We start from the raw sequence: 20,663 nt of genomic DNA on the forward strand, positions 1-20,663 counted from the left end.
CTACTTCAGAAGCATGCCGCCCGAATGGACGGAGAGGTTCAGATTCATATTCACGGATTCCCAAATACCCCTGTTTCCGGTTTCTTTCATCCGTGTTGGACCACAGGTACGCATTGTTCCCAGGGGTTCTTTTTTCCTTATTCCCGCACTCAGGAAGAGCTTCTCCATTGGCTTCAGAAAAGGCGGGAGAAGCGGCAGGCTCATCATGCCGGATTTGCCACCGACAAAAACAATACGGCCCCGTTTTCCGGTTGAATTATTACCGGAAAACGGGGCCGCTCGAATAGACGCCCTTACAATTTTTTAGTATTCAGCTTTTTGTCCACCAGCATGCCGTCCTTGAGTTTCAAATCAAATTTGACATCCCTTCTGGCCTTGAATTTCAACACAAAGAGTTCCTTGGTACCTTCTACCGGCTCCTTGTCACCGATGTTGACGAAGGTGGGGTACAGTGCCTTGTCACCATTCGTATGAAGCCTGTCGTTCGTCAGGTTTTCCATTTTATTCATGCCCGTGACCTCCACACCCACGAATTCATAGTCTTTGGGATCATACGGGAGGGCAAAGCTCAAGGCATTCACCAGACTGAGTTTCTGCCCTTTGACAGTCACTTTGGCGATGTCTCCCTTGCCGTATCTCTTTTTATCCGCACTGATTAGAAGCTTGCCGCCCAGTTCCGCTTTCTTTTTTCCGGCGGTGGCGTCCTTCTGTTTTTTGGCATCTCCCTTATCCTGGTCGGCATCCTCCTGCGGCTGGTCGGAGTCATCTTCCAACTGAGTGGCGACAACAGAGATGTCATAGGCGTCAATAAGGCCGTTCCTGTTGATATCTCCATTGCTGATATAGCCCTCGAAGTCGGAATCCCCTTTCCTCAATCCCGTGTAGTTGATGTAGGAGGTAAGGTCGTTCCTGTCGATCTTGCCGTCATTGTTGATATCGCCCGGAAGGTAGCTTTCCGTTCCCGGCACCTTGAAGACGTAGATTTCCCGGCCTGAACCGTAGCCTCCCACGCCTTCGGTTATATTCAGCTTGATGTAACGGGCGGTGGGAGCATCCTTGAACCCGAAGATTTTCACTTCATTGTTCTTGTCCCACTGGAAGGTTCCGGCCTTCGTCCAGGTTTCCTTGTCCATGCTGTAGTAGACGGTGCCCTTCAGAAGGGTGCCATTCCCGGCGTCTTCACGGGGAACGTAATGGAATTTTTCAATCTTGTTGATTGTTTTCAGATCCATGACTAAATCAAACGGGATGGCCTTCGCACCATATTTCGTGTGCCAAGCATCCTTTTCCTTGAAGTCAAACAGCTTGGTCAGGGAATTGCCCTGGTTTTCCGCAGTTGTTTCACCAACAATTCCTTCAATGGCGAATTCAAGCGGATTCGCCTGAGTTTTGGCATTAAAGGCCGTCCAATCCGAATGACCATCGCGGTTGACGGCACGCAACTTGAAGGAGTAGGGAGTTTCGGCTTCCAGATCTTCAAACAGGAATTCCGTACCTTTGATAGTGGTGTACAGCATGCCGCCGAACTCGATTTCATAGTAATCCGCATTGGCTACGGCATTCCAGGTGGGTTTCAGCGTGTAGGCAGCCGTGTTTTCTTCCGTAACTCCGGCATTCCCGGGAGCGGACAGAGGACCGGATGAGAGGCGGTATTTTTCCGCAGGCTGGAACTGGAAGCCTTCCACGGAAAGCACAACGGGATTTGCCGTAACGTCCGTCGCTGCCAGTTTCACCAGGAGCTGAGGATTTTTGGCAATCACTTTCTTTTCAAAATCGCTTCCCTTCGTGGCGAATTTGTTCAGGTTGGGAGCGGCATCGTAAAAATAAACATTCTCCCGTGACAGGAAATCGTCTTTGGACGCCGCTTCTGCCAGTTCCAGATTGTCCTTGCCAAGCCGTGCGGAAACTTTGTCCGGCTTCCGCGTCACGTTGATGCGGAATTCCGTCGATTTTTTCTTGTCGAATCCGGTGAAGTCGCCAACTGCCGGATGAACGGTTACGGTCACGTTATTATTGCCGTCAAGGTCCGATTCAATCCGGGTTCTGACGCTTTTGCCCTGCCGGTATTCCTCCGTTACGCCGTCGTCGTCGTACGTGGTGAAAGAACTGCGGCCATGGGGGTAAATTTCATATATCCGGTGGTTCGGATTTATTTCCGATACGTTGTTGTTCGGGCCCGTCATGGGAATGATGGCTCCGTTTTTCACGAAGACGGGCAATTTCCAGACGGGGGCGTCAAAACAGTTGTAGATTTTACCCCCTTCGTACAAGTCGCCCGTAAAGTAGTCGATCCACTGGCCTTCCGGCAGATAAATGCCGTGGCGGATGTCGTTGCCCTCCTTGTCCGCGTTCGTTTCCTGGTAGACGGGAGCCACCAGGAAAGAGGGGCCGAAGAGGAACTGGTACTGCGTCGCCTTGCCCAATGTATAGGGATTGGGATATTCCAGGAACATGGCCCGGACCATCGGCATTCCGCTGACGGATTCTTCCGCGATGCTGTAGGCATACGGGATGAGTTCCGATTTGAGTTTCAGATACCACCGGTTGATGGAGGTGGCGGGTTCCCCAAATACATGGGGATATTTTTCATTGGCTCCCCAACCGTCCATGTTGAGTTCCATGGGGGTAAAGGTTTTCCATTGGAAATCGCGGATGTTGACTACGGGATTCTTCCCACCGAAGATGCCGTCCATATCCGAACAGATGTTCGGCTGGCCAGACAGGCCGGAGCCGATGTAGGTAGGAATATGGAAACGGATGTATTCCCAGGCTCCGCCCGTCTGGTCGCCTGTCCAGATGCCGGCATAACGCTGGGTTCCGGCCCAGCCGTCCAGGGAAATGATGAACGGGCGGCTGTTGTTCCCGTAATAGGTCATGATCTGGGCGACGTCCGTAATACCGTTCAGTCCGAAGGAATAGCCGGGCCCTACCCAGGCGACGTCCGTTTTCAATACGCGTATCCCGGCGTCCCTGACTTCCTTGACAATGTCACGCTGCAGAAGGGCGCTTATCTCCGGTTTGGGATGCAGATCCGACTGAGTCCACAAGCCGATTTCCACTCCGTTTTTCAGAGCGTAATCAGTCAGGCTTTTCAAATTCGCAATATTTCCGTCCAGAGTGTCCGTCTGTCCATAACCGGCGCCGTAGCCGTCATTCGGGAGGAGCCAGCCCAGGGGCATGTCATGGGCCTTGTAGCGGTCGATCACGGCACGGGCGGAAAACTGGTAGTTGTCCAGTTCTCCATTCAGGGATTCCCTGATTCCTCCATTGTCCTTCTGGCTCTCCTTGTATCTCTTGCCGTCTTCAAACAGAATGCCTTTTTCATCTTCCTTCCAGTAGTCCCTGTTGTAGGCGTTCAAATGCCCCTGGTAGAAGGCGAATTTGGGCAGCAGAACGGGATTTCCCGTCAACTGGTAAAACTTTTGCAGCAGGTTGACCGCTCCGTCGTCAACCATGAAGAAGACATCCAGATAATTTTCATCATGGCTGAGATTGACGATGCCTTTTTCCCTGGCGCCGAAATCATACTGCCCCTTCTTGAACGTATGCCACAGAAGTCCGTAGCCGTTTGTGGACCAGTAGAAGGGAGTGGGGGAGGCTACGCCTCCATCCGTCCAGCTGTTCTGGTTTTCAATGGAGATTACTTTCCCCTTGTGCGAGAAGCGTCCGTTCTGCACGCCTCCTCCGTAGAAGTATTCTTCCGGCCCCGTTTTCAGGGACAGAGTGGTTTTGCCCTTTTCAAAAAGGACGGGAGCCGCCTGCTCAACAACCACTGTTCCGGTTTTCAAATCAACGATTTTGATCAGGGAAGTCTTCTTGTCAATTTCCACCCTGATTTTTCCCGTGGTGATTGTGACCATATTCCCTTGGTTGCCAACATCCAGTCTGGACACGGCCTTCCTGGGCTGCCCGACCAGTATTTTAGCTTCGGGCTCCGCTTTCGGGTCCCGGATAATTCCTCCCGAATCGTCGCGGAAAAGGCGGAAGATGTTGTCCCCGTAAAAGTCGAAGGTCATCCGGTGGTCTTTCCCGAGCAGCACCTCGACGGCCGAAGGATTGATTTTCCGGGCATCCTCCACCAGCGGGGCCTGCCGCCCTTCCTGCGGCCCACCCTGGGCGGAAAAGGCAAAGCCGGAGAAGAAGAGAGACACGCCGCAGGTCATTAAAACAGTTTTCCTCAGCATGCTGCTGTCAGTTGAGTTTCCCATTATCATATCATTTTTATCACGTCAGCCGGAACACCGTCTCAAAATGAACTCCAATAATCAATCCAAAGATGAATGGAATCCCCCTTTTTTATCAACTATGTAGTTTCCTGTACAGGCTGCGCCTGCAATATCGGATGTGTACGCGAATCATATTAAAGAGGGCCATGCGCTCCGGCATTTTCCAGCTGCCAGATATACCGGCAGTTTCCTGCGCTTTTTTCATCCTTTCCCCCGCATGCGTTTCATCCGGGCACAACCCTCTTTTGAACTATGCCTCAATAATATTCCTGGTCAATGCCATAGAAAACCCGGACGGCAGATTGGCGAAGCACTGGAAAATGCGACATGCCGCCGGCTCTTTTACCAAGAACCAACGGCATGCGGGTTATTTCTGAATGTTTCAGGCGGCGCATCCCACGCCTACAATATTTCCCTTTTTGGCGCGGCAAACGAGAAAACGGCCGGAGAGGGAAGGCGGCAATCCGTCAATGGAAGAGCAGTCCCCCGGATCATGGTTGCCTTCATGGGACCAGTCCAGAGGATGTCCTGCCAAATCATACAGAACGTACCGGGCCGTTCCGTCCAGGGAATCGAACCATACAATGCGGGATTCGCTTGCCGGAATCTGACGCTCCTTTTGGAGAAAACGGTCCATGACCTCCAGCAGCCGATCCATGGCGGCATCAAAGGAAGGTTGTTCCGTATCATAATGGATTTGCCCCGCCTGTTCCGCCATGGAATGACTGTGAACCACGGCAATGTTTTCTACGCCGATGGCAGCGGCAATTTCTTCCAGTTTCCTCTGGTACGCTTCCGACTGCTCCCGCCGATTTTCATCAATGATCAGGATATATCCCTTGGAGGCGCACAACCCCGACACGATTTCCGGAAGGTATTCCAGATGCCCGGGGCAGTCGCAGAAGACCAGATCGGTATGGTCATTGACGGGGCAGGCGATACGGGTTCCCGTGATCGTACGGCCCGTGGCCTGTTCAATGCACAGCGCATCCGGTTCAATCACGCGTCCCGTGTTCTTCCGAAGCAGGCTCTTGATAAGCGTGGATTTTCCACTGTCCATCAGGCCGCATACGGCTATAGTGGCTTTTGATTTCATATGTTTAAATGTGGAGAATGGATCAGCAAAAACCGTTGCGGCGGAGCATTTCCATGCAATGCGGCACGGCTTCATCCTGGCGCGCTCTGCTGGCGCGTTCCGGAACGAGGGTTACGGCTACTTCATCAATAATTTTCTCAATAGTATCCGCTCCGGAATCCACGGGGGTGGTTACAGGCATACACCCAAGGGAACGGTAGCGTTTGCCGTCAACTGCAAGGTAAAGGGGACACAGGGGAAGCTTGCGTTCCAGGGTGTATTGCCAGATGTCCAGTTCCGTCCAGTCCAACAGGGTATTGACGCGGTAATGCCCTTTTTCCGGGGTGGAAATATTAATTCCTTCAAAGGGATGGAATTCCGGATTGTTGTCCGACGGTTCATAGACGCCTTGGGCGTCCCGGTAGGAGAAGTAGCGTTCCTTGGCCCGCGAACCTTCTTCATCGCGGCGGATTCCCGTGAACAGGAAGTCGATTGCTTCATCACGGATAACCTGTTTGAGGGGTTCCGTCTTGAGCGCAGCCGTTACTTCGAAAACAGGCGTATTTTCATAGTTCATTCCGGAATTCAGAGCAGCCGTATTAGTCACGGTGAGATCACCGGAACCGATAGCGAATTCCTTGATAATGTATTTCTTGTAGGCATAAAGCTGCGGGAATTCAAAGGTCGTATCGACGTGAATGACCCTCAGCCGATCCAGGTTGATGTGCTGCCGGAGCAAGTCCAGCAGGACAATGCTGTCCTTGCCGTAGGAGCAGAGGACGGCCGGGCGCTTCGCCTTGGAAAGAGCCGTTTTAATGATTCTGTGTGTTTTTTCTATCCAGTCAGTCATGGTTTGTTATTTCGTGGGGTTAATCCAGAAAAGTTTCTTGAAACGTTTTTCAAGCAGAAAGTCGCCGGCCCAGTTTTCCCTGATGCTGGCAATGTCGGCGTCCGTCAAATCGCCCCGTGTCAGTTCATGTTTGCCATCCATATTGAAATTGCACGGCTCCACGTTCATGACGGTCCTCATATAGTCGGGCAGGTTTTCAACGCGGACTATCGTGTCAATCCGGGGACAACGGTCATAATACCAGGCCTGTACTTCAAAATGCCGCCCACACCTGCCGGGATGATTGGCTTCATTCATCCGAATAAGCAAATGCATGGTGTCCAGCAACTGCCTCTTGCTCCTGCAGGATGAAGTGAAGGGAGAAAATATTCCCCGGTTGATGCACCAGGCATAATTGGCAAGGTTGACAAATCTTTCGCCAGGATCGCGGAAAACAGCCAGATGATTGTATTCCCGGAATTTGTCCGCATCATAATCCTGATTGTTCAGGCAATAGTTGCAGGTATTCTCATTCCAAACCCTTACCGGACTCCTAGCCGCAGGATTGGATCCCAGTTCGTGAAATACGGTTCCTATCTGCGTGCCGCACGCATTTTTGGGAATCAGGTACATTAGAGTTTTTGTCGGTACATGGAGAATATATTTTCTCCGGTCACGCTTGCAGCAAAATGCCGGCCCTGCCACCGCCCCGCCGCTCCTGTCGCGGAATACTTATCAGTAACCGGATTATAAGCCAGCGTCTCGATACTTTCATACCCGGACGAGAAGAGGGCCCGGGGATTTTCTCCAGCTCCTTTCGTAAGGGTAGACATGTCATTTCCCGGTTCCCGGAAAAGCCGGAGGTCCTCTATGCGGCAGTTTTCCTCCCGTCGCAAATGAATAATGCGTATGTCTCGTGCTGTCCTTGTATTCACGGCGAATTATACCCAAATTTCACTCTGTTATTTAAAGTTAAATCTTTATCCATTTATCTCGATAGACATCCTGATAATCCTTAATTTTACTTACAAACCACTCCTTCTGGATAAAGACTTTATCCTGATCTCCCAGATAGGCACCCCACCAAGAGAATGAGGAACAGGAAAGAACGAGTTCCTGCATGGCTGTCAATTCCCGAAGGGCACCCAGCGTTTTATGTTCATCCACAGTCACTTCGAAACGGCGAGCTTCTGAAACATTCTCCATTAGCTTCCGGGCATGTTCAGGAGAGTCGGAGAAAACAACCAGCTTCCTGATATTGCCGGACAGCCTTGCAAGCGCTTCATTCAGGAAGGGGACATCCGGAGTATGGTAGAGGAAGGTCAGATTAAGGTAATCACCCATTCTTAAATGAACTCCCGCCGTTCCTTCCTGCTTGGGAGCGATTAAATTTCCGAAGAGGGCTCGAATTTCATTTCCATATTCCTCAAAATATTTTTCACTCTGAAAGTAACCTTCTATGGCTCCTTGCCGAATCATGCCGGGAATGGGGCGGTAGGAAAAACACGGTTCCTCGTAAACAACGGGAAAGTCGTATCCTCCTTCCGGACAGCATGCGCAGGAGTCTCCCAGCCACTCTTGCAAATTCCTGGTTTCTTCCCTCATTTTCCAGGGTATTTTGCATTCAAGCCCATGGCGAAGAGCATGGGCGTAAGTAGCGGCGATCTGAAAAAGGTGGTTTCCGGTGCGTGCATAGTCCTTGAAGAAAGGAGCTACGCAACCATTCCACTTATGCGGAGAAAGGATACGAAAATTGACGGGGGCGTGTCCGGGCCGAGTTCCGTTTGCCGGCTTTTTCGCTTCCATACACACGGTCCCCAGCAGATCGAAAGGATGCTCATCGCGGTCGGAACGACGTTCCAGAGACTGCAAGTGACCATACTCCGACACTCCCGGATCCCGAACCTCCACTTCAAAACCTGCGGATTTAAGTACTTCCGTCAGCGAATCAACCGTCCACAAGGATTTTTGTTTATAGAAGGCCAGGATGGCCCCCACTTCATTGGCAGGAATAAACGTGTCCGGATACTTGCTTTTCATGTATTGGCGGAATGCAGGAGTAACAGTCCCCGTCAGAGAAAGCACATCCCGGAATGCAAGCCTCAAAATGCCGCCGGGTTTCAAAGAACGAAATGCCTCAAAAAAGAAGCAGCAGGCTTTTTCCGAGCTTATCCCGTCAATGACATGTTCCAAATAATAAGCATCCACAGATTCACTTTCCCAAGGCAGCGGACGGGATATATCATAATTGGGAGCATCCAGATTCAGCCAGCCGTTTAAACGTCGGTCTCCGCAGCCAAGATGGACATACAACTTGGAGGAATGCGGAAATTCGGCATTGCTTCCATGTTCCTGGCACAATTGTTCCAGAGGCATCATTCCGGCATGAAATTGAATCGTGATGGATGATCCCACATATTTCCCATGCTGGGGCAGCAATTGTTCCATGGGCCAGACGAGCCATTTCAATATCAGCTCTCCCTGGCTTCCCATACTCCACCAGCCATAACAGCCCGAAGACTTGCGACGGAATACTCCATTGGCATAAAAATGCAGTTCATCCTTCCAATGCGGATGGCTGGCATCACCTACCAAATCCGGCCGGGAGTAATTGAATGCATACAGGGCGCGCAGAATAGGGGGCGTGCACCAGTGCGCCGTTACCATGTCATTCCCGGCATCCGGGTAATATACATTATTCATGTAAAGACGGCCTGTCGACTTCAGCCTCCCTTCAAGCTTCCCTACCAGTTCACCCACAATCAGATCCTCCGCCCCGCAATCAGCAAAGCCGGGCGCCTCCACAAGCTTCTCCACCATGCTCCTTTTCAGAAAATAACCCGCTCCCCCACTCGGAGAGTGACGAGTCGATACCATCACATCTCCGATCAGGTCATACTCATCATCAACCACGGATTCCAAACGGCTCAAATCCACATACGTATCGTCATCACACTTGAACAGCCACTCAAAGTCGTAGTTCTCCAGCGCATACCGAAAGAAAGACTTCACCTTCCCCGGTAGCTCGTCGTAGCCATCCGCTGTGTCCAGCACCACCGTATCCCCCCTTTCCTCTTCCAGTCCTTCCTTTCCTCCCACAAAGAACACGCATTCTATCCCATCCGCCGGATGCTCCAGCCACGTCTCCCTCACCGCATCCCTCTTTTCCTTCATCCGCTGGCACGAGCAGATTCCTACCAGTATCTTCACTTGCTTTTTCATGTCTTTTCTCCTTTCTAGGCAGGAAGCTGTTCCACCGCTTCAAAGATTTCCTCCCAGCTGGATACCGACGCTTCCAGCCCCCCCAGCTCCATACCCCGCTCACGAGCCGCCTCCGCCATGTCCCTCCTCAGGTTCGGTTCGTAGGCCATCTTGCTGGCGTAGTAGATGAAGTCCCTTTCATGGTCGCACAGCCATCCGGTTTTGCCGTGCTCCACCATCTGGCGCCAACCTCCGCGGTTGTCCACCACCAGCACGCTGCCGCTGGCCATCGCCTCAAAGCCCACTCTCGGCCAGTTTTCCGTCGTGTCCGTGGGCTGAAGCACTATTTCACAGTGCTTGTAGAAGTCCTGCTGGCTCACCTCCCTCTGGTCGCGCGCCGTGCGTATCCACCCGTAGGGTTCTCCGATTTTCTCCCGGCTCCTCTGGTCGAAGCCCAAAAACAGGCCACGCTTGAAGAGGGGGGAGACGAAGTATTCGTAGATGTGGAGCGTGTTGGCGGCGAATTTGTCCGCGTCCTGCCGGGAGATGCGCCCGCAGCCGAAGTATTCCCCGCTTCTCTCGGCGATGAAGGGGAAGGAGTCGTTGTGGAAGTAGGGCTTGAAGGTCATGAACGCAATGGAGGGGTCGTCATTGCAGCGCTTGAGCAGGGGCATGTTTTTCTGGCGGACTTCTTCGTTTTGGTAAAGGAACATGGCAATGAGCCCCTGCTTCATGAGTTCCTTTTCCTTGTTGAAGAGCCAGGTCATGCAGTTGACGAAGATGGTGCGCCTGGTTTTTTGGCGGATGGCGGGGAGGTTTTCCAGGTATTCGCCGTTGCAGAATCCGATGATGGCATCCCCTTCTTCCAGGGCGGACCAGTCGTTGGGAGCGTGGATGTGAACGCCCAGCCCCACCATTTCCAGGTAGAGGGCTTCGTTTTGGAAGCCGTCGTTGGTGGGGATGATGTGGACGTCAATGTCCATGTGTTTCCAGACCAGTATCTGGTGGTGGAGTTCAGTTCCGGCTCCGCCGTAGAGGCTGGGGAAGCCGTTGACATAGATTTTCTTTAAGGAGGTGCTCATGGGTTAATTCTCAAGTGGATTCACTGAGCGACGCTAGCACGCAGACTTTTATCCTGGCAATGGACAAGTTTTGAAAATATGGCAAAGAAATACCTGCCACCGGCAAAAATCAAAGTTTTGCGCTTTATTTCTGCATTTATGTTAAATACATCCGGGACCTTTTTATTTTACAGCGGACAGCATCTGTTTACTTCCCTTAATCATTTCCCTATCTTCCTTTTTTCACTCCATATATTATTCCGGCTTTGGACAAAGCGGCCGGTTGCTTATATTCAACTGAAAAATAATCCTTTTCAAAATTCAGTCTGAAAGACAAAGGTATTCCCCCCCGTAGGAAGAGACAATGACTGAAAACACTCCTATTAACAATACCCAGCGTATCCAGGTTGTAGATGCCTTGAGAGGTTTCGCGATCATTGCCATTATGCTGGTTCATTTTTTGGAGCACTTCATCTATAATTCCTATCCGGTTTCTTCTTCTCCGGCAATGGCCTCCGTCAATGAAACGGTAAAAGAGGCTTTCTTTTTCCTATTTGCGGGAAAATCTTATACAATGTTTGCTCTGTTGTTCGGGTTTACATATGCGATTCAATATGGAAACCAGTTGAAGAAGGGAAAGGACTTTGCCGGACGGTTCGCCTGGAGGTTATGCCTGTTGGCTGGTTTTGCCTGTTTGAATGCCATTTTCTTCCCCGGCGGAGATATCCTGCTGACCTTTGCAACTGTCGGGTTCATTTTAATTCCCGCGCGTCGTTTGAGCACAACGGCTCTTGTCCTGGCTTCCTTCTTCTTTCTGGCTCAGCCGCTGGAAATCATTTATGCTGCAGTTCAATGGATATCACCCGGCTGGACGCCTCCCATCCTGCATGCGCCGGAATCTTATCCCACGTTAAAGGTCTTTGTGGATTCGGGCAACTTCTGGTCCATGGCCTGGCATAACCTGACTCTGGGGCAAGTCGCCAGTTATACTTGGGGTATTGACGCCGGGCGCCTGATGCAGGCCCCGGGCCTGTTCATCCTCGGATTCATTCTGGGGAAGGGCGGCTTTTTTAAGGAAAGCGACAAAAATACGGTTTTCTGGGTCAGGACTCTGTTGATTTCCGCCGTTGTTTCTTTCACATTCTTTATTGCAAAAGAAGTGCCGACACTTTACACCCCCGTCAAAACCATCTTTACCATGTGGCATAATGTCAGCTTTACGGGGATATGGGTAGCGGCTTTCGTCCTGCTTTATCGGCTGGAATATTTCCGTAAAATGACGGCAGGGCTGACATTCTACGGCAAAATGAGTTTGACGAATTATATTTCCCAGTCGATCATTGGATCGTTGATTTTTTTCCCGTATGCATTGGGCCTCGCCCCTTATCTGGGGTATTTGAACAGCTTCCTTGTTGGCCTGGTCATCATGCTGTTGCAGATCAGGTTTTGTCAATGGTGGCTGGCGCGGCACAAATATGGCCCGCTGGAAGGGCTTTGGCACCGAGCCACATGGATTTGTTCCCAACGTTAAAAGGCCGCAATGCTCCCCCTACCATCATAAACGCAGTTTGACTTGCGTTTTTAGAGGCCCAAGCGGCCATTTGACACTTATTCCACCCTATTTCCGGCTTGTTTCAAGCACGGTGTTCCGGATGCGAAAAAGCCCTGCAAGCTTTTGACTTGCAGGGCTTTCAAATGGTTACGGGAGCAGGATTTGAACCTGCGACCTTCAGGTTATGAGCCTGACGAGCTACCTGGCTGCTCCATCCCGCGATTTGGAGAGCATCCGTAGAGGAGTGCGAAACTTTTATAGCTTCTCTTTACAGGATGTCAAGTATTTTGCTATAAGATTTTTTAACATTCCTTGTCGTATGACAAAGGCCCCTAATGACTTCAAATGCTTCTTTTTTCCGCGCCGCGTTAAAGGCCACTCGCGCCGCAGACTGGAAAACAACCGATAGGCGCAAAAACGGGGTCTCCCCACCCGAAGGGGGAACGGACGATTTCCGGCATCACGGGCGGAAAAAAAGAAAGGATTCCTCGACAAACATTGTCAAATCTGTATATCTTGAAAGGTGCGGACAGGGTTCCGCAATCAACATCAATAGAAAGAGGTACGACAATGCAAAAGGTAAACGTAAATACACCTATTACGATCACGGGGCGCCATGTGGAAGTAACCGACGCGATCCGGGAATTCGTAACGAAAAAGATTGAAGGGATCCGTCTGGATTTCCCGCGCATTATGGAGGTTAAAGTCTTACTTGATGTCCAACGCGACCGCATGATTTCTCAGGTTATCCTGTTCTGCTCGGACCACATCACCATTGACGCTTCCACGGAGGGAGCGGACATGTACGCCTGCATCGACGAAACGATCACCAAGATCATGCGCCGCATGCGCAAGCACAAAACACGCCTGATGAAAAAATTCCGTCCTCATCATCAGGAAACCATCCGCAAGCTGGATGAAACCGTGTATGACGATTCCGTACTCGATCATCCGGAAGATTCCAAGGAAGACCCGGAACCGATGCTGATCCACCGGGAAAGCTATAACCTCAAGAAGCTCTACAAGGAAGAAGCCATCATGGAACTGGAGCTTTCCGACAAGCCTTTCGTGCTGTACAGGAACGCCCGCCGCGATGTTCTTCAGATCGTGTACAGAAGGCCGGACGGAGATTACTCCATCATTGAGCTCGGCACTACTTTATAAAGTGAAGTGCGCCAGCCGGGCACACGGACGTTTTCCGCACTGCGCGGCACAGGGCAGGATTCCCGATGAGGGAGTCCTGCCTTTTTCTGTAATGCCGTGACATGGAACAAGAAAATCTCTTGATTTCTACTTGCCACCATTTACATTGGTCCCAGCAAACCTCCGTGGATGCGGAGGTTCCAGTAGTTAACAAACACTGTAATTTAATTCGAATTATGAAGAACATCGCTATCCTCGCCATCGCCGGCGCAGCTTGCCTGGTTGCTTCCTGCTCCCAGCAGCAGCAGCAGCAACAGCAGCCCATACCGAGCAACCCCCCGGTTGTTCAGCCCATGAAGAAGTAAGTTTGCTGCAGGGCGCGCCCTGCTACATTAGCAAATTATCATTTAATCCGCACTCGGTGTACGCACTGAGTGCGTTTTTTATTTTTCAGGCCACCGTTTCACCCATAAAAAAGAACCGCGCCTTCCGGTTATGGAATTAATTTGCCGACGGCCGGAAAAACGGTGGCTTTCCGCAGTTTCACTTCAGACTAACGGATATGCACGGACAATTCCGTCAATTTCAGGAAGCTGGCCCGGCAGTACCGGATTCGGGAGCTTTCTGCTGAGTCTGCATCCGCTGGAACATGTTGCGCCTCTGAGCCCATCCGGGCCAGACGAGATGGTACTGCATATCATAGGAATGGCCTTCCGGAAAAGCGGCGGAGACGTAAGGCTCACGCCAGTCTTCCTCCCATCTGCCGCCTTCCCTGTCCTTCTGGGTCAGAACAACCAGGTAGCCACAGTTTTTCCAGGCATCCAGCACCAGGGAGTCCTTCAATCCTTTCCCGGCCGCATTGATGTACACGCAACTGTGCTCGCGCCCTGTCCCGCGGTCCCGGATAGTCAGCCCTACACGGAAATACTTGACCGGACGGCGCCGCAAATCCCGGTACAGATCCTGCTGGACTTCCCAGCAAAGGCCGCGGTCCCGCAGATTGGAATTCACCAGAATATTGTTCAGCCAGCCGAATAACACCACCCTGTTTCTTCGGGCAATGGAGGCCGACTGCGTTACCGCCGTATCAGCCAGCCATTTGGCTTCCTCCTGCGCAGCCGGCCGGGAAGCCTGGCTCCCCGGCAACAAACCCAGGAAAGACTCCTTAAGACTGGACATTTGATGCTGTGCATAAGTCTGTTGCACATAATTTTCACCAGGAGGGGTGCAGCAGGAACTCCAGCCTCCCAAAAGTACGGCGGCAAGAAAAAGCCTGAATGTGTTCATGGCTGGCATAGCGCGGCAAGGCTATCAAACTGCACGGGAAAATCCAGCAAAGCTTTCAAAATTCCCCGGCAACAACCTGCCCGCTCTTGCCTTCTCCGCACCTGATCGGTAGAATGCACCCCTTCCTCCACCATGCTGACAATTAAAAAACTTACAAAAGCCCACGCCGGACGCACCCTGTTCAGAGAAACGGAAATGACCATCAACTGGGGAGAGAGAGTTGCCCTGGTTGGACCCAATGGCGCAGGCAAATCCACCTTGTTCCGCATGATTCTCGGGGAAGATACGCCAGACGAAGGTTCCATCAGCCTGGATGAATATGCCATTGTAGGCTACCTGCCCCAGGAGGCCAGCGAACCGAAGGACGAGACCGTGCTGGAAATAGCGATGGGCGTCACACCGGAAATGGAACGGGCGATCCATATCATCCGCATGAGCGAGAATGCCAATAAAACGGACACGCCGGAGTATGCGGACGCGATTGACACATTTAATGCCGCCAACGGCTATCAGCTGGAACCCAAGGCCAAGAAGATTCTCAAGGGACTTGCCTTCCGGGAAAGCGATTTTCACCGTCCCGCACGGGAGATGTCCGGCGGATGGATCATGCGCGCCTATCTGGCCAAACTGCTGGTTCTGGAACCGGACCTCCTGATGCTGGACGAACCCACCAACCACCTGGACCTTCTTTCCCTGCTCTGGCTCCAGCGTTATCTGAAAAATTATCCCGGCGCCATCCTGATGATTTCCCACGATCGGGATTTCATGGATGAGCTGGTGGAAAACGTGTACGACATCGACAACGAGGAATTGGTAGAATACCGCGGCAATTATACGGATTTCCTGAAACAAAGGGATGTCCGCTTTGAACAGCTCCAGGCCGCCTACCGCAACCAGCAGAAGGAAATCGCGCACATTCAGGAGTTCATCGACCGTTTCCGCTCCATTAACTCCAAGGCGGGCCAGGTGCAGAGCCGCATCAAGCAGCTGGAAAAAATGAAGGTCATCCAAAAGCCCGTAGCACGCAGAAAGGTGTTCAAGTTCAACTTCCCCCAGCCTCCGCGCAGTACACAGAAGGTGATTGAGCTGGAAAAGGTGTGCCAGTCCTACGGCGACCACAAAGTCTATGAAAACCTGGATCTGCTGGTGGAACGCGGGGAAAGAACTGTTCTAGTGGGTCCCAACGGTGCGGGAAAATCCACCCTTCTGAAAATCCTTGCCGGCATCATCCCCATCGACTCCGGCAAGCGTATTCCCGGCACCACAACGCGCATCGGGTACTTTTCCCAGGCACGTACGGAAAACCTGAATCCGGAAAACACCGTTCTGGAGGAAATCATGAAGTGCAATGCAGAAATCCGGGAGGAGGAAGCGCGTTCCATTCTGGGGTCCTTCCTGTTCCGCCGCCTGGATGTGGAGAAACGCGTCAGCGTGTTGTCCGGGGGAGAAAAATCACGCCTCAGTCTGGTCAAATTCCTGGTGGACCCTCCCAACCTCCTGCTGATGGATGAACCGACTACCCACCTGGATCTCCTTTCCGTGGAAGCCCTTGTCCAGGCCCTGAAACATTATGAAGGCACGCTGGTCTTCATCTCCCACGACGTGCACTTCATCCGCTCCCTGGCGGAAAAAACCCTGCACGTCAACCGGGGAACCATCACCACCTACGCAGGCGGTTACGATTATTACCTGGAGAAATCCGGGATTCTGGACGACGAGAAGGGCGGCATCACGGCGGAATAGCCCGCGTACGTCTTCTTTTCTCCTTGCTCCGTGTGCCTCTCTGCTTTACAAAGAGTAAATGAAGACTTCTTCCATCCCCGTCTTAAGTTTCGTCCTTCTGTCCGCCGCTCCCCTGCTGGCAGACACACCCGCCGTTCCCCAGGCTCCGCCGACATCCACTCCGGCTGCGACTGCGACCGCGAAGGAGGCCATCCCTTCGGCTGATTCCCTCGTCAATCAATCTCTCTCCCTGTTAATCAACATACAGCAGACCCTGGCCGCAACCCAGGACAAGGAAAGCGCAGACAAAGCAGCCAAAACCCTGGAAGGTATTCAGAAAGACATCAAGCATTTCCAGGATCTCATGAATAAACTCAGCGATGCGGAACAGGAAAAAGCGTTCGATTTGTTAGAAAAGATGGAAGAGCGGGGAAAAAGACTGGAAGAAAGCTGCAAACAGGAAGGCAAGCGCCTGGTAAAAGCTGATTTTTACAACTCCACCGCCCTGAAAGATGTGATGAATAACTCGGACGAACTTAGCGAATTCATCGAGCAGGACGAAGAAGAGGGAGGGCCTGCCTCCGGAGGGGACGAGCAAGACGAGGAATAATACCTCACATCTTCCGGGTTGCCTGCAAAACGGCCTCCACCATCAAAAGGCCGGATACGGAAATACGGTGCAGTCCAATAATCTGTCTGGGTAATGTATTCCAGCAACACGGTTGACGGATGGAAACTCCCGACCAAGAGCGCAGGCCTACCCGTTACACGGTTCAGACGGATGGAAAGGCCATCGTGTTTTGAATCTGCGGCGGGATTCGGCAAGAGAGACGAACAAGGGACAGCATATCCTGAGAGAAACGGGAACACCGGGTTCAGCCCCCTGCCCCGCTCCATTTCAAGCTTGCCGGATACGCGGAAAACAGGTTTACTGAGGGCAGCATGCAAAAATTAGCAGGTAAAACAGCAATCGTCACCGGCGCAGGCCGCGGCATCGGCAATGCCATTGCCCGGCGCTTCGCTTCGGAAGGAGCTACGGTCATCCTGATCAGCCGCAGCGCATCCAGCTGCGGGGGAGCCGCGGAAGAAATCAACAAGGAATTCCCCGGTTCATGCACGGCCTATCCCTGTGACGTGGCAGATTATGACGCGGTTCAGGAAACTGCGGCGGCCATTCTGGCAAACTTTCCGCAGATTGACATTCTGGTGAACAACGCCGGAATTACGCGCGACACCCTGATGCTCCGCATGAAAGAGGAAGACTGGGATTCCGTCATGTCCACCAACCTGAAAAGCGCCTTCAACATGGTCAAGGCTTTCCAGCGCATCCTGATGAAATCCCCTGCGGGCCGCATCATCAACATGAGTTCCGTCGTAGGCCTCACGGGCAACATGGGCCAGGCCAACTACGCTGCCTCCAAGGCAGGCCTCATCGGCTTCACCAAGTCCCTTGCCCAGGAATTCGCCAGCCGTAAAGTAACAAGCAACGCCATCGCGCCCGGCTTCATCGCCACGGACATGACGGACGCCATCCCGGAAAAGATCAAGGAGGAAATGCTCAAAAAGATTCCTCTGGGGTCCCTTGGAGAACCGAACGACATCGCATCCCTTACCGCCTTCCTTGCCTCCGATGATGCACGCTATATCACCGGACAGGTCATCACCTGCGACGGGGGCATGACGATGTAAGGCCCGGACATCACTTTTCCATGCGCGGCATTTTCCTTGTTTCCTGCCTCCTCGGGGGGGGTGCCCTGCTGGCAGGGTGCCGGGATGACGGCAGTCCCAGGCCAGCCACGGAGGATGCCGCGCGCATTACCGGCGCGCGCCAGTGGGGAGAAAGCCGTTCCGCGCTTCAAAAACGGGAACTGGAACGTGCTGCAGGACCTGCCCTTCCCGTTCCCGACGGCTTGCCCTCTCCGGAACTGGTGGGAACCACGCGCCAAATTCATCAGCTCATCGAATCAACGGGTACCCCTGCCCGGTTTGAATCCTATACGGAGGCCGTACCCGCAGCGGGCGCCTCCCTGCGCATGATTGCCATACCGGGAGGTTCCTTCCTGATGGGAAGCCCGGAAAATGAACCCCACCGTAAGCCGGACGAAGGCCCTCAGCATGAAGTAAGCATTTCTCCCTTCTGGATCTCGGAAATGGAAATCCCCTGGGAACTTTACACCGCCTTCATGGAAAACGGGCGTCCGCGCGCCAAAGACGGTCAACTGTTGGAGGAACAGCCGGACGACGAACTCTGGGATGCCGTGACACAGCCCACAGCGCCCTATACCGCCATGAACCTGGGAATGGGCCACGGCTATGAACGCGGCATGCCGGCCATTTCCATGTCCCACCACGCCGCCAGTAAATTCTGCGAATGGCTCAGCGCCCAGACCGGGCATTACTACCGCCTTCCCACGGAAGCGGAATGGGAATACGCCGCCCGTGCCGGAAATCCCGGTGCTTATTGCTACGGCAGCGGAGAAGACCGCCTGGAGCGGTACGCATGGTATTGGGACAACTCCAATGACCGCTACCAGCGGACGGGAACCAGAGAACCGAATGCCTGGGGCCTGCGCGACATGCATGGAAACGTGGCGGAATGGGTTCTGGACTCCTACGCACCGGATGCTTACGGGAAAAGAACCGGGAATGCCGTGAAAGACCCGCTAGTTATCCGGCCCAGAGCGCCCCACATCGTCCGGGGCGGTTCATGGGAGGATGATCCGGACCGACTGCGAAGCGCCGCACGCCGTGCCAGCACCCCCGCCTGGAACCGGCAAGACCCCCAGAACCCTAAAAGCATCTGGTACCTGACAGACGGCGGCATGATTGGCTTCCGCGTGGTACGCCCCATGCACATCCCGGACGTAATTACCATGCACCGCCTCTGGAATTTTTCTAAAGGGGAACCATGAGTAATTCCTCTCAGTGCGCCTCCGTTTCAATCGGTGAATGGCTGCAAATCCTGAGTTCACCAATGCATTCCTCCGAGTCGTTTATGGAATAATGACCTATCCGGTACATTATCTTTGCTCGGCTTTAGGACCAACAATCCTAGGGCTATGACAAAGAAATAATTAATCCATCAACGAAACGCTCATTCCATGCGGCAATGCATCAGCAGTGCAACCGGACCAAGAAGACTCAAAGCCGCCGTAACAGATTCCGGAGCCGTTTCCCACGGGGTTCCGTAAAAACGGATGTTGGCCTATTGTGTTCACCAATCACACTGCACTCTTAATACCAGCAGATTAATCAATAACTTCTTCATGCTAATACTGTTGTTCCATATATGAAATTTACCTATGCGAATTTGGAATCCGCCAACAACCAAAAATATTAACCGTCAATATTATGTTTTCCTAAAGAATTAATATTCATTGGCTTTTTATATAACTGGTTCTTTCATCCAGGGGGCTTTAAATTCTTTGTTTTACATAGATTTAATAATTTCTTCAGTTTGTATGAAAAACAGAACGGATTCCAAAACCGTTATGTAGGCAGGAAACAAGCCCGCCACTTAAAATCAGCCATGAAGAAAATATTGTCCATTCTAATGCTTACAGCAGGTCTCAACGTAGCCGCTTCCGCAGCCACCACCCTCCTGGAGCAGTCAATCGTGGGATATTCCGATTTTGAGTCCCGAATCGCCGATTTCGGCACCCAGCGGGACTCCGTCACAATCGCCACAAGCGGCGACAACCTGCTTCTGTCCGGTCCGGATGTCAAATTCAGCCAGCCTTCCGGTAATGGCGGGCGCAACAACATGACCCTCTCCATGGTTCTGGATTTGTCAAAACTCAATACTCCTGAAAGCTATACCGCTCTGTTCAACGCCAAAGGCGGAAGTACAAGCTGGGGTGTGGGCCTTAATACAGACCGCACCCTGCAGGGATTGTGGAATAATGGAGCCTATTCCGGCGGCCCTACGACGACAACCCTGGGTACGGAAGGCACGCTGACCATTTCCGTGGTTACCGGAGAATCCGGAACCCGCATTTATCTGGGGGACGAGTCCACCTATTATACTGCTAGCGGATTGAAATTCGGCAATGTGGATATCACCCAGCTCCTGATTAACGCGGGAATGGCGGACGCCATTGAACAGCTCTACGTGCATGATTCCGCCCTTTCACAAGAGCAGATAGGCCAGCTCATGGCTGAAATAGCAAACGTTCCGGAACCCGCCACTGCTTCCCTGAGCCTGCTGGGGCTGGCCGCTCTGATGATGCGCCGCCGCAGAGCATAGGTTTTCCATCCTTTTTAATCTTTCTTTCGGGACTGCTCCGCCAAATGCGGAGCAGTCTTTTTTCATCTTTGAAAAGTTTACGCAAGGCAGGCGATACTGAAGGGTATTCTTTTCCGGTACTGTTTGCATTCATGCACAGCTGCTCTTCTTCCGTTCCGTACATTCCCAGGCGTCTCCTGAACCAGAAAAGCGGAATTTCCTTTTCACACCGTCCGTTTATTCCTGCGGTATCTTCAGCGGAAGAATTTCCACATGAGCGACTTCTGTTCCGTGGGCAATATCTTCAAAACGTATTACGCACATTGATTTTCCACCGTCTTT

General features: G+C 52.3%; 15 protein-coding genes and 1 tRNA gene. 8 read left to right on the top strand and 8 right to left on the bottom strand.

The window, feature by feature from the left end:
* Window positions 1-293: 293 nt before the first annotated feature.
* The 6 genes from V3C20_RS03965 to V3C20_RS03990 all read right to left on the bottom strand — a co-directional run bounded on the left by V3C20_RS03965 (window position 294) and on the right by V3C20_RS03990 (window position 10,413).
* Complete coding sequence (locus V3C20_RS03965; protein WP_130083698.1) at window positions 294-4,208, bottom strand: TIM-barrel domain-containing protein; 3,915 nt, start codon at window positions 4,206-4,208, stop codon at window positions 294-296.
* 400 nt (window positions 4,209-4,608) lie between these two features.
* Window positions 4,609-5,322: a GTP-binding protein gene (locus V3C20_RS03970; RefSeq protein ID WP_161981419.1), complete on the bottom strand. Its 714-nt coding sequence runs from the start codon at window positions 5,320-5,322 to the stop codon at window positions 4,609-4,611.
* Window positions 5,323-5,344: 22 nt separating this feature from the next.
* Entirely contained in the window at window positions 5,345-6,151 is an 807-nt protein-coding gene (locus V3C20_RS03975) for a phosphoadenosine phosphosulfate reductase family protein (RefSeq protein WP_130083700.1), read from the bottom strand.
* A 6-nt stretch (window positions 6,152-6,157) separates the two neighbouring features.
* Window positions 6,158-6,763 (bottom strand): hypothetical protein, encoded by a 606-nt coding sequence (locus V3C20_RS03980; RefSeq protein ID WP_130083701.1) that lies wholly within the window; start codon window positions 6,761-6,763, stop codon window positions 6,158-6,160.
* A gap of 339 nt (window positions 6,764-7,102) precedes the next feature.
* Complete coding sequence (locus V3C20_RS03985; RefSeq protein ID WP_149874300.1) at window positions 7,103-9,352, bottom strand: alpha-1,2-fucosyltransferase; 2,250 nt, start codon at window positions 9,350-9,352, stop codon at window positions 7,103-7,105.
* Window positions 9,353-9,366: 14 nt separating this feature from the next.
* On the bottom strand, window positions 9,367-10,413 hold the full coding sequence (locus V3C20_RS03990) for a glycosyltransferase (protein WP_149874855.1): 1,047 nt from the start codon (window positions 10,411-10,413) through the stop codon (window positions 9,367-9,369).
* A gap of 343 nt (window positions 10,414-10,756) precedes the next feature.
* Here V3C20_RS03990 and V3C20_RS03995 point away from each other — a divergent pair, with 343 nt between their 5' ends.
* Complete coding sequence (locus V3C20_RS03995) at window positions 10,757-11,923, top strand: DUF418 domain-containing protein (RefSeq protein WP_130084328.1); 1,167 nt, start codon at window positions 10,757-10,759, stop codon at window positions 11,921-11,923.
* A 165-nt stretch (window positions 11,924-12,088) separates the two neighbouring features.
* Here V3C20_RS03995 and V3C20_RS04000 read toward each other — a convergent pair.
* A tRNA-Met gene (locus tag V3C20_RS04000) sits at window positions 12,089-12,165 on the bottom strand.
* Window positions 12,166-12,514: 349 nt separating this feature from the next.
* Here V3C20_RS04000 and raiA point away from each other — a divergent pair.
* A complete protein-coding gene (gene raiA, locus V3C20_RS04005; RefSeq protein ID WP_130084329.1) occupies window positions 12,515-13,108 on the top strand; it encodes a ribosome-associated translation inhibitor RaiA in 594 nt (197 codons plus the stop codon).
* Window positions 13,109-13,323: 215 nt separating this feature from the next.
* Window positions 13,324-13,452: a hypothetical protein gene (locus tag V3C20_RS04010; RefSeq protein ID WP_262714652.1), complete on the top strand. Its 129-nt coding sequence runs from the start codon at window positions 13,324-13,326 to the stop codon at window positions 13,450-13,452.
* A gap of 220 nt (window positions 13,453-13,672) precedes the next feature.
* Here V3C20_RS04010 and V3C20_RS04015 read toward each other — a convergent pair whose 3' ends face one another.
* Complete coding sequence (locus tag V3C20_RS04015) at window positions 13,673-14,374, bottom strand: hypothetical protein (protein WP_149873786.1); 702 nt, start codon at window positions 14,372-14,374, stop codon at window positions 13,673-13,675.
* A 132-nt stretch (window positions 14,375-14,506) separates the two neighbouring features.
* Between V3C20_RS04015 and V3C20_RS04020 the strand changes: the two genes are divergently transcribed.
* The 5 genes from V3C20_RS04020 (at window position 14,507) to V3C20_RS04040 (ending at window position 20,342) form a co-directional block, all read left to right on the top strand.
* Entirely contained in the window at window positions 14,507-16,117 is a 1,611-nt protein-coding gene (locus V3C20_RS04020; RefSeq protein WP_130084332.1) for an ABC-F family ATP-binding cassette domain-containing protein, read from the top strand.
* Window positions 16,118-16,175: 58 nt separating this feature from the next.
* Entirely contained in the window at window positions 16,176-16,706 is a 531-nt protein-coding gene (locus V3C20_RS04025; RefSeq protein WP_130084333.1) for a hypothetical protein, read from the top strand.
* 332 nt (window positions 16,707-17,038) lie between these two features.
* Window positions 17,039-17,785, top strand: a complete 747-nt coding sequence (gene fabG / locus V3C20_RS04030) for a 3-oxoacyl-[acyl-carrier-protein] reductase (protein WP_130084334.1) — start codon at window positions 17,039-17,041, stop codon at window positions 17,783-17,785.
* 20 nt (window positions 17,786-17,805) lie between these two features.
* Window positions 17,806-19,008, top strand: a complete 1,203-nt coding sequence (locus tag V3C20_RS04035) for an SUMF1/EgtB/PvdO family nonheme iron enzyme (RefSeq protein WP_130084335.1) — start codon at window positions 17,806-17,808, stop codon at window positions 19,006-19,008.
* A gap of 617 nt (window positions 19,009-19,625) precedes the next feature.
* Entirely contained in the window at window positions 19,626-20,342 is a 717-nt protein-coding gene (locus V3C20_RS04040) for a PEP-CTERM sorting domain-containing protein (RefSeq protein WP_130084336.1), read from the top strand.
* Window positions 20,343-20,663 lie beyond the last annotated feature (321 nt).

It is taken from the genome of Akkermansia sp. RCC_12PD (genome assembly GCF_036417355.1).
Classification (GTDB): Bacteria; Verrucomicrobiota; Verrucomicrobiia; order Verrucomicrobiales; family Akkermansiaceae; genus Akkermansia.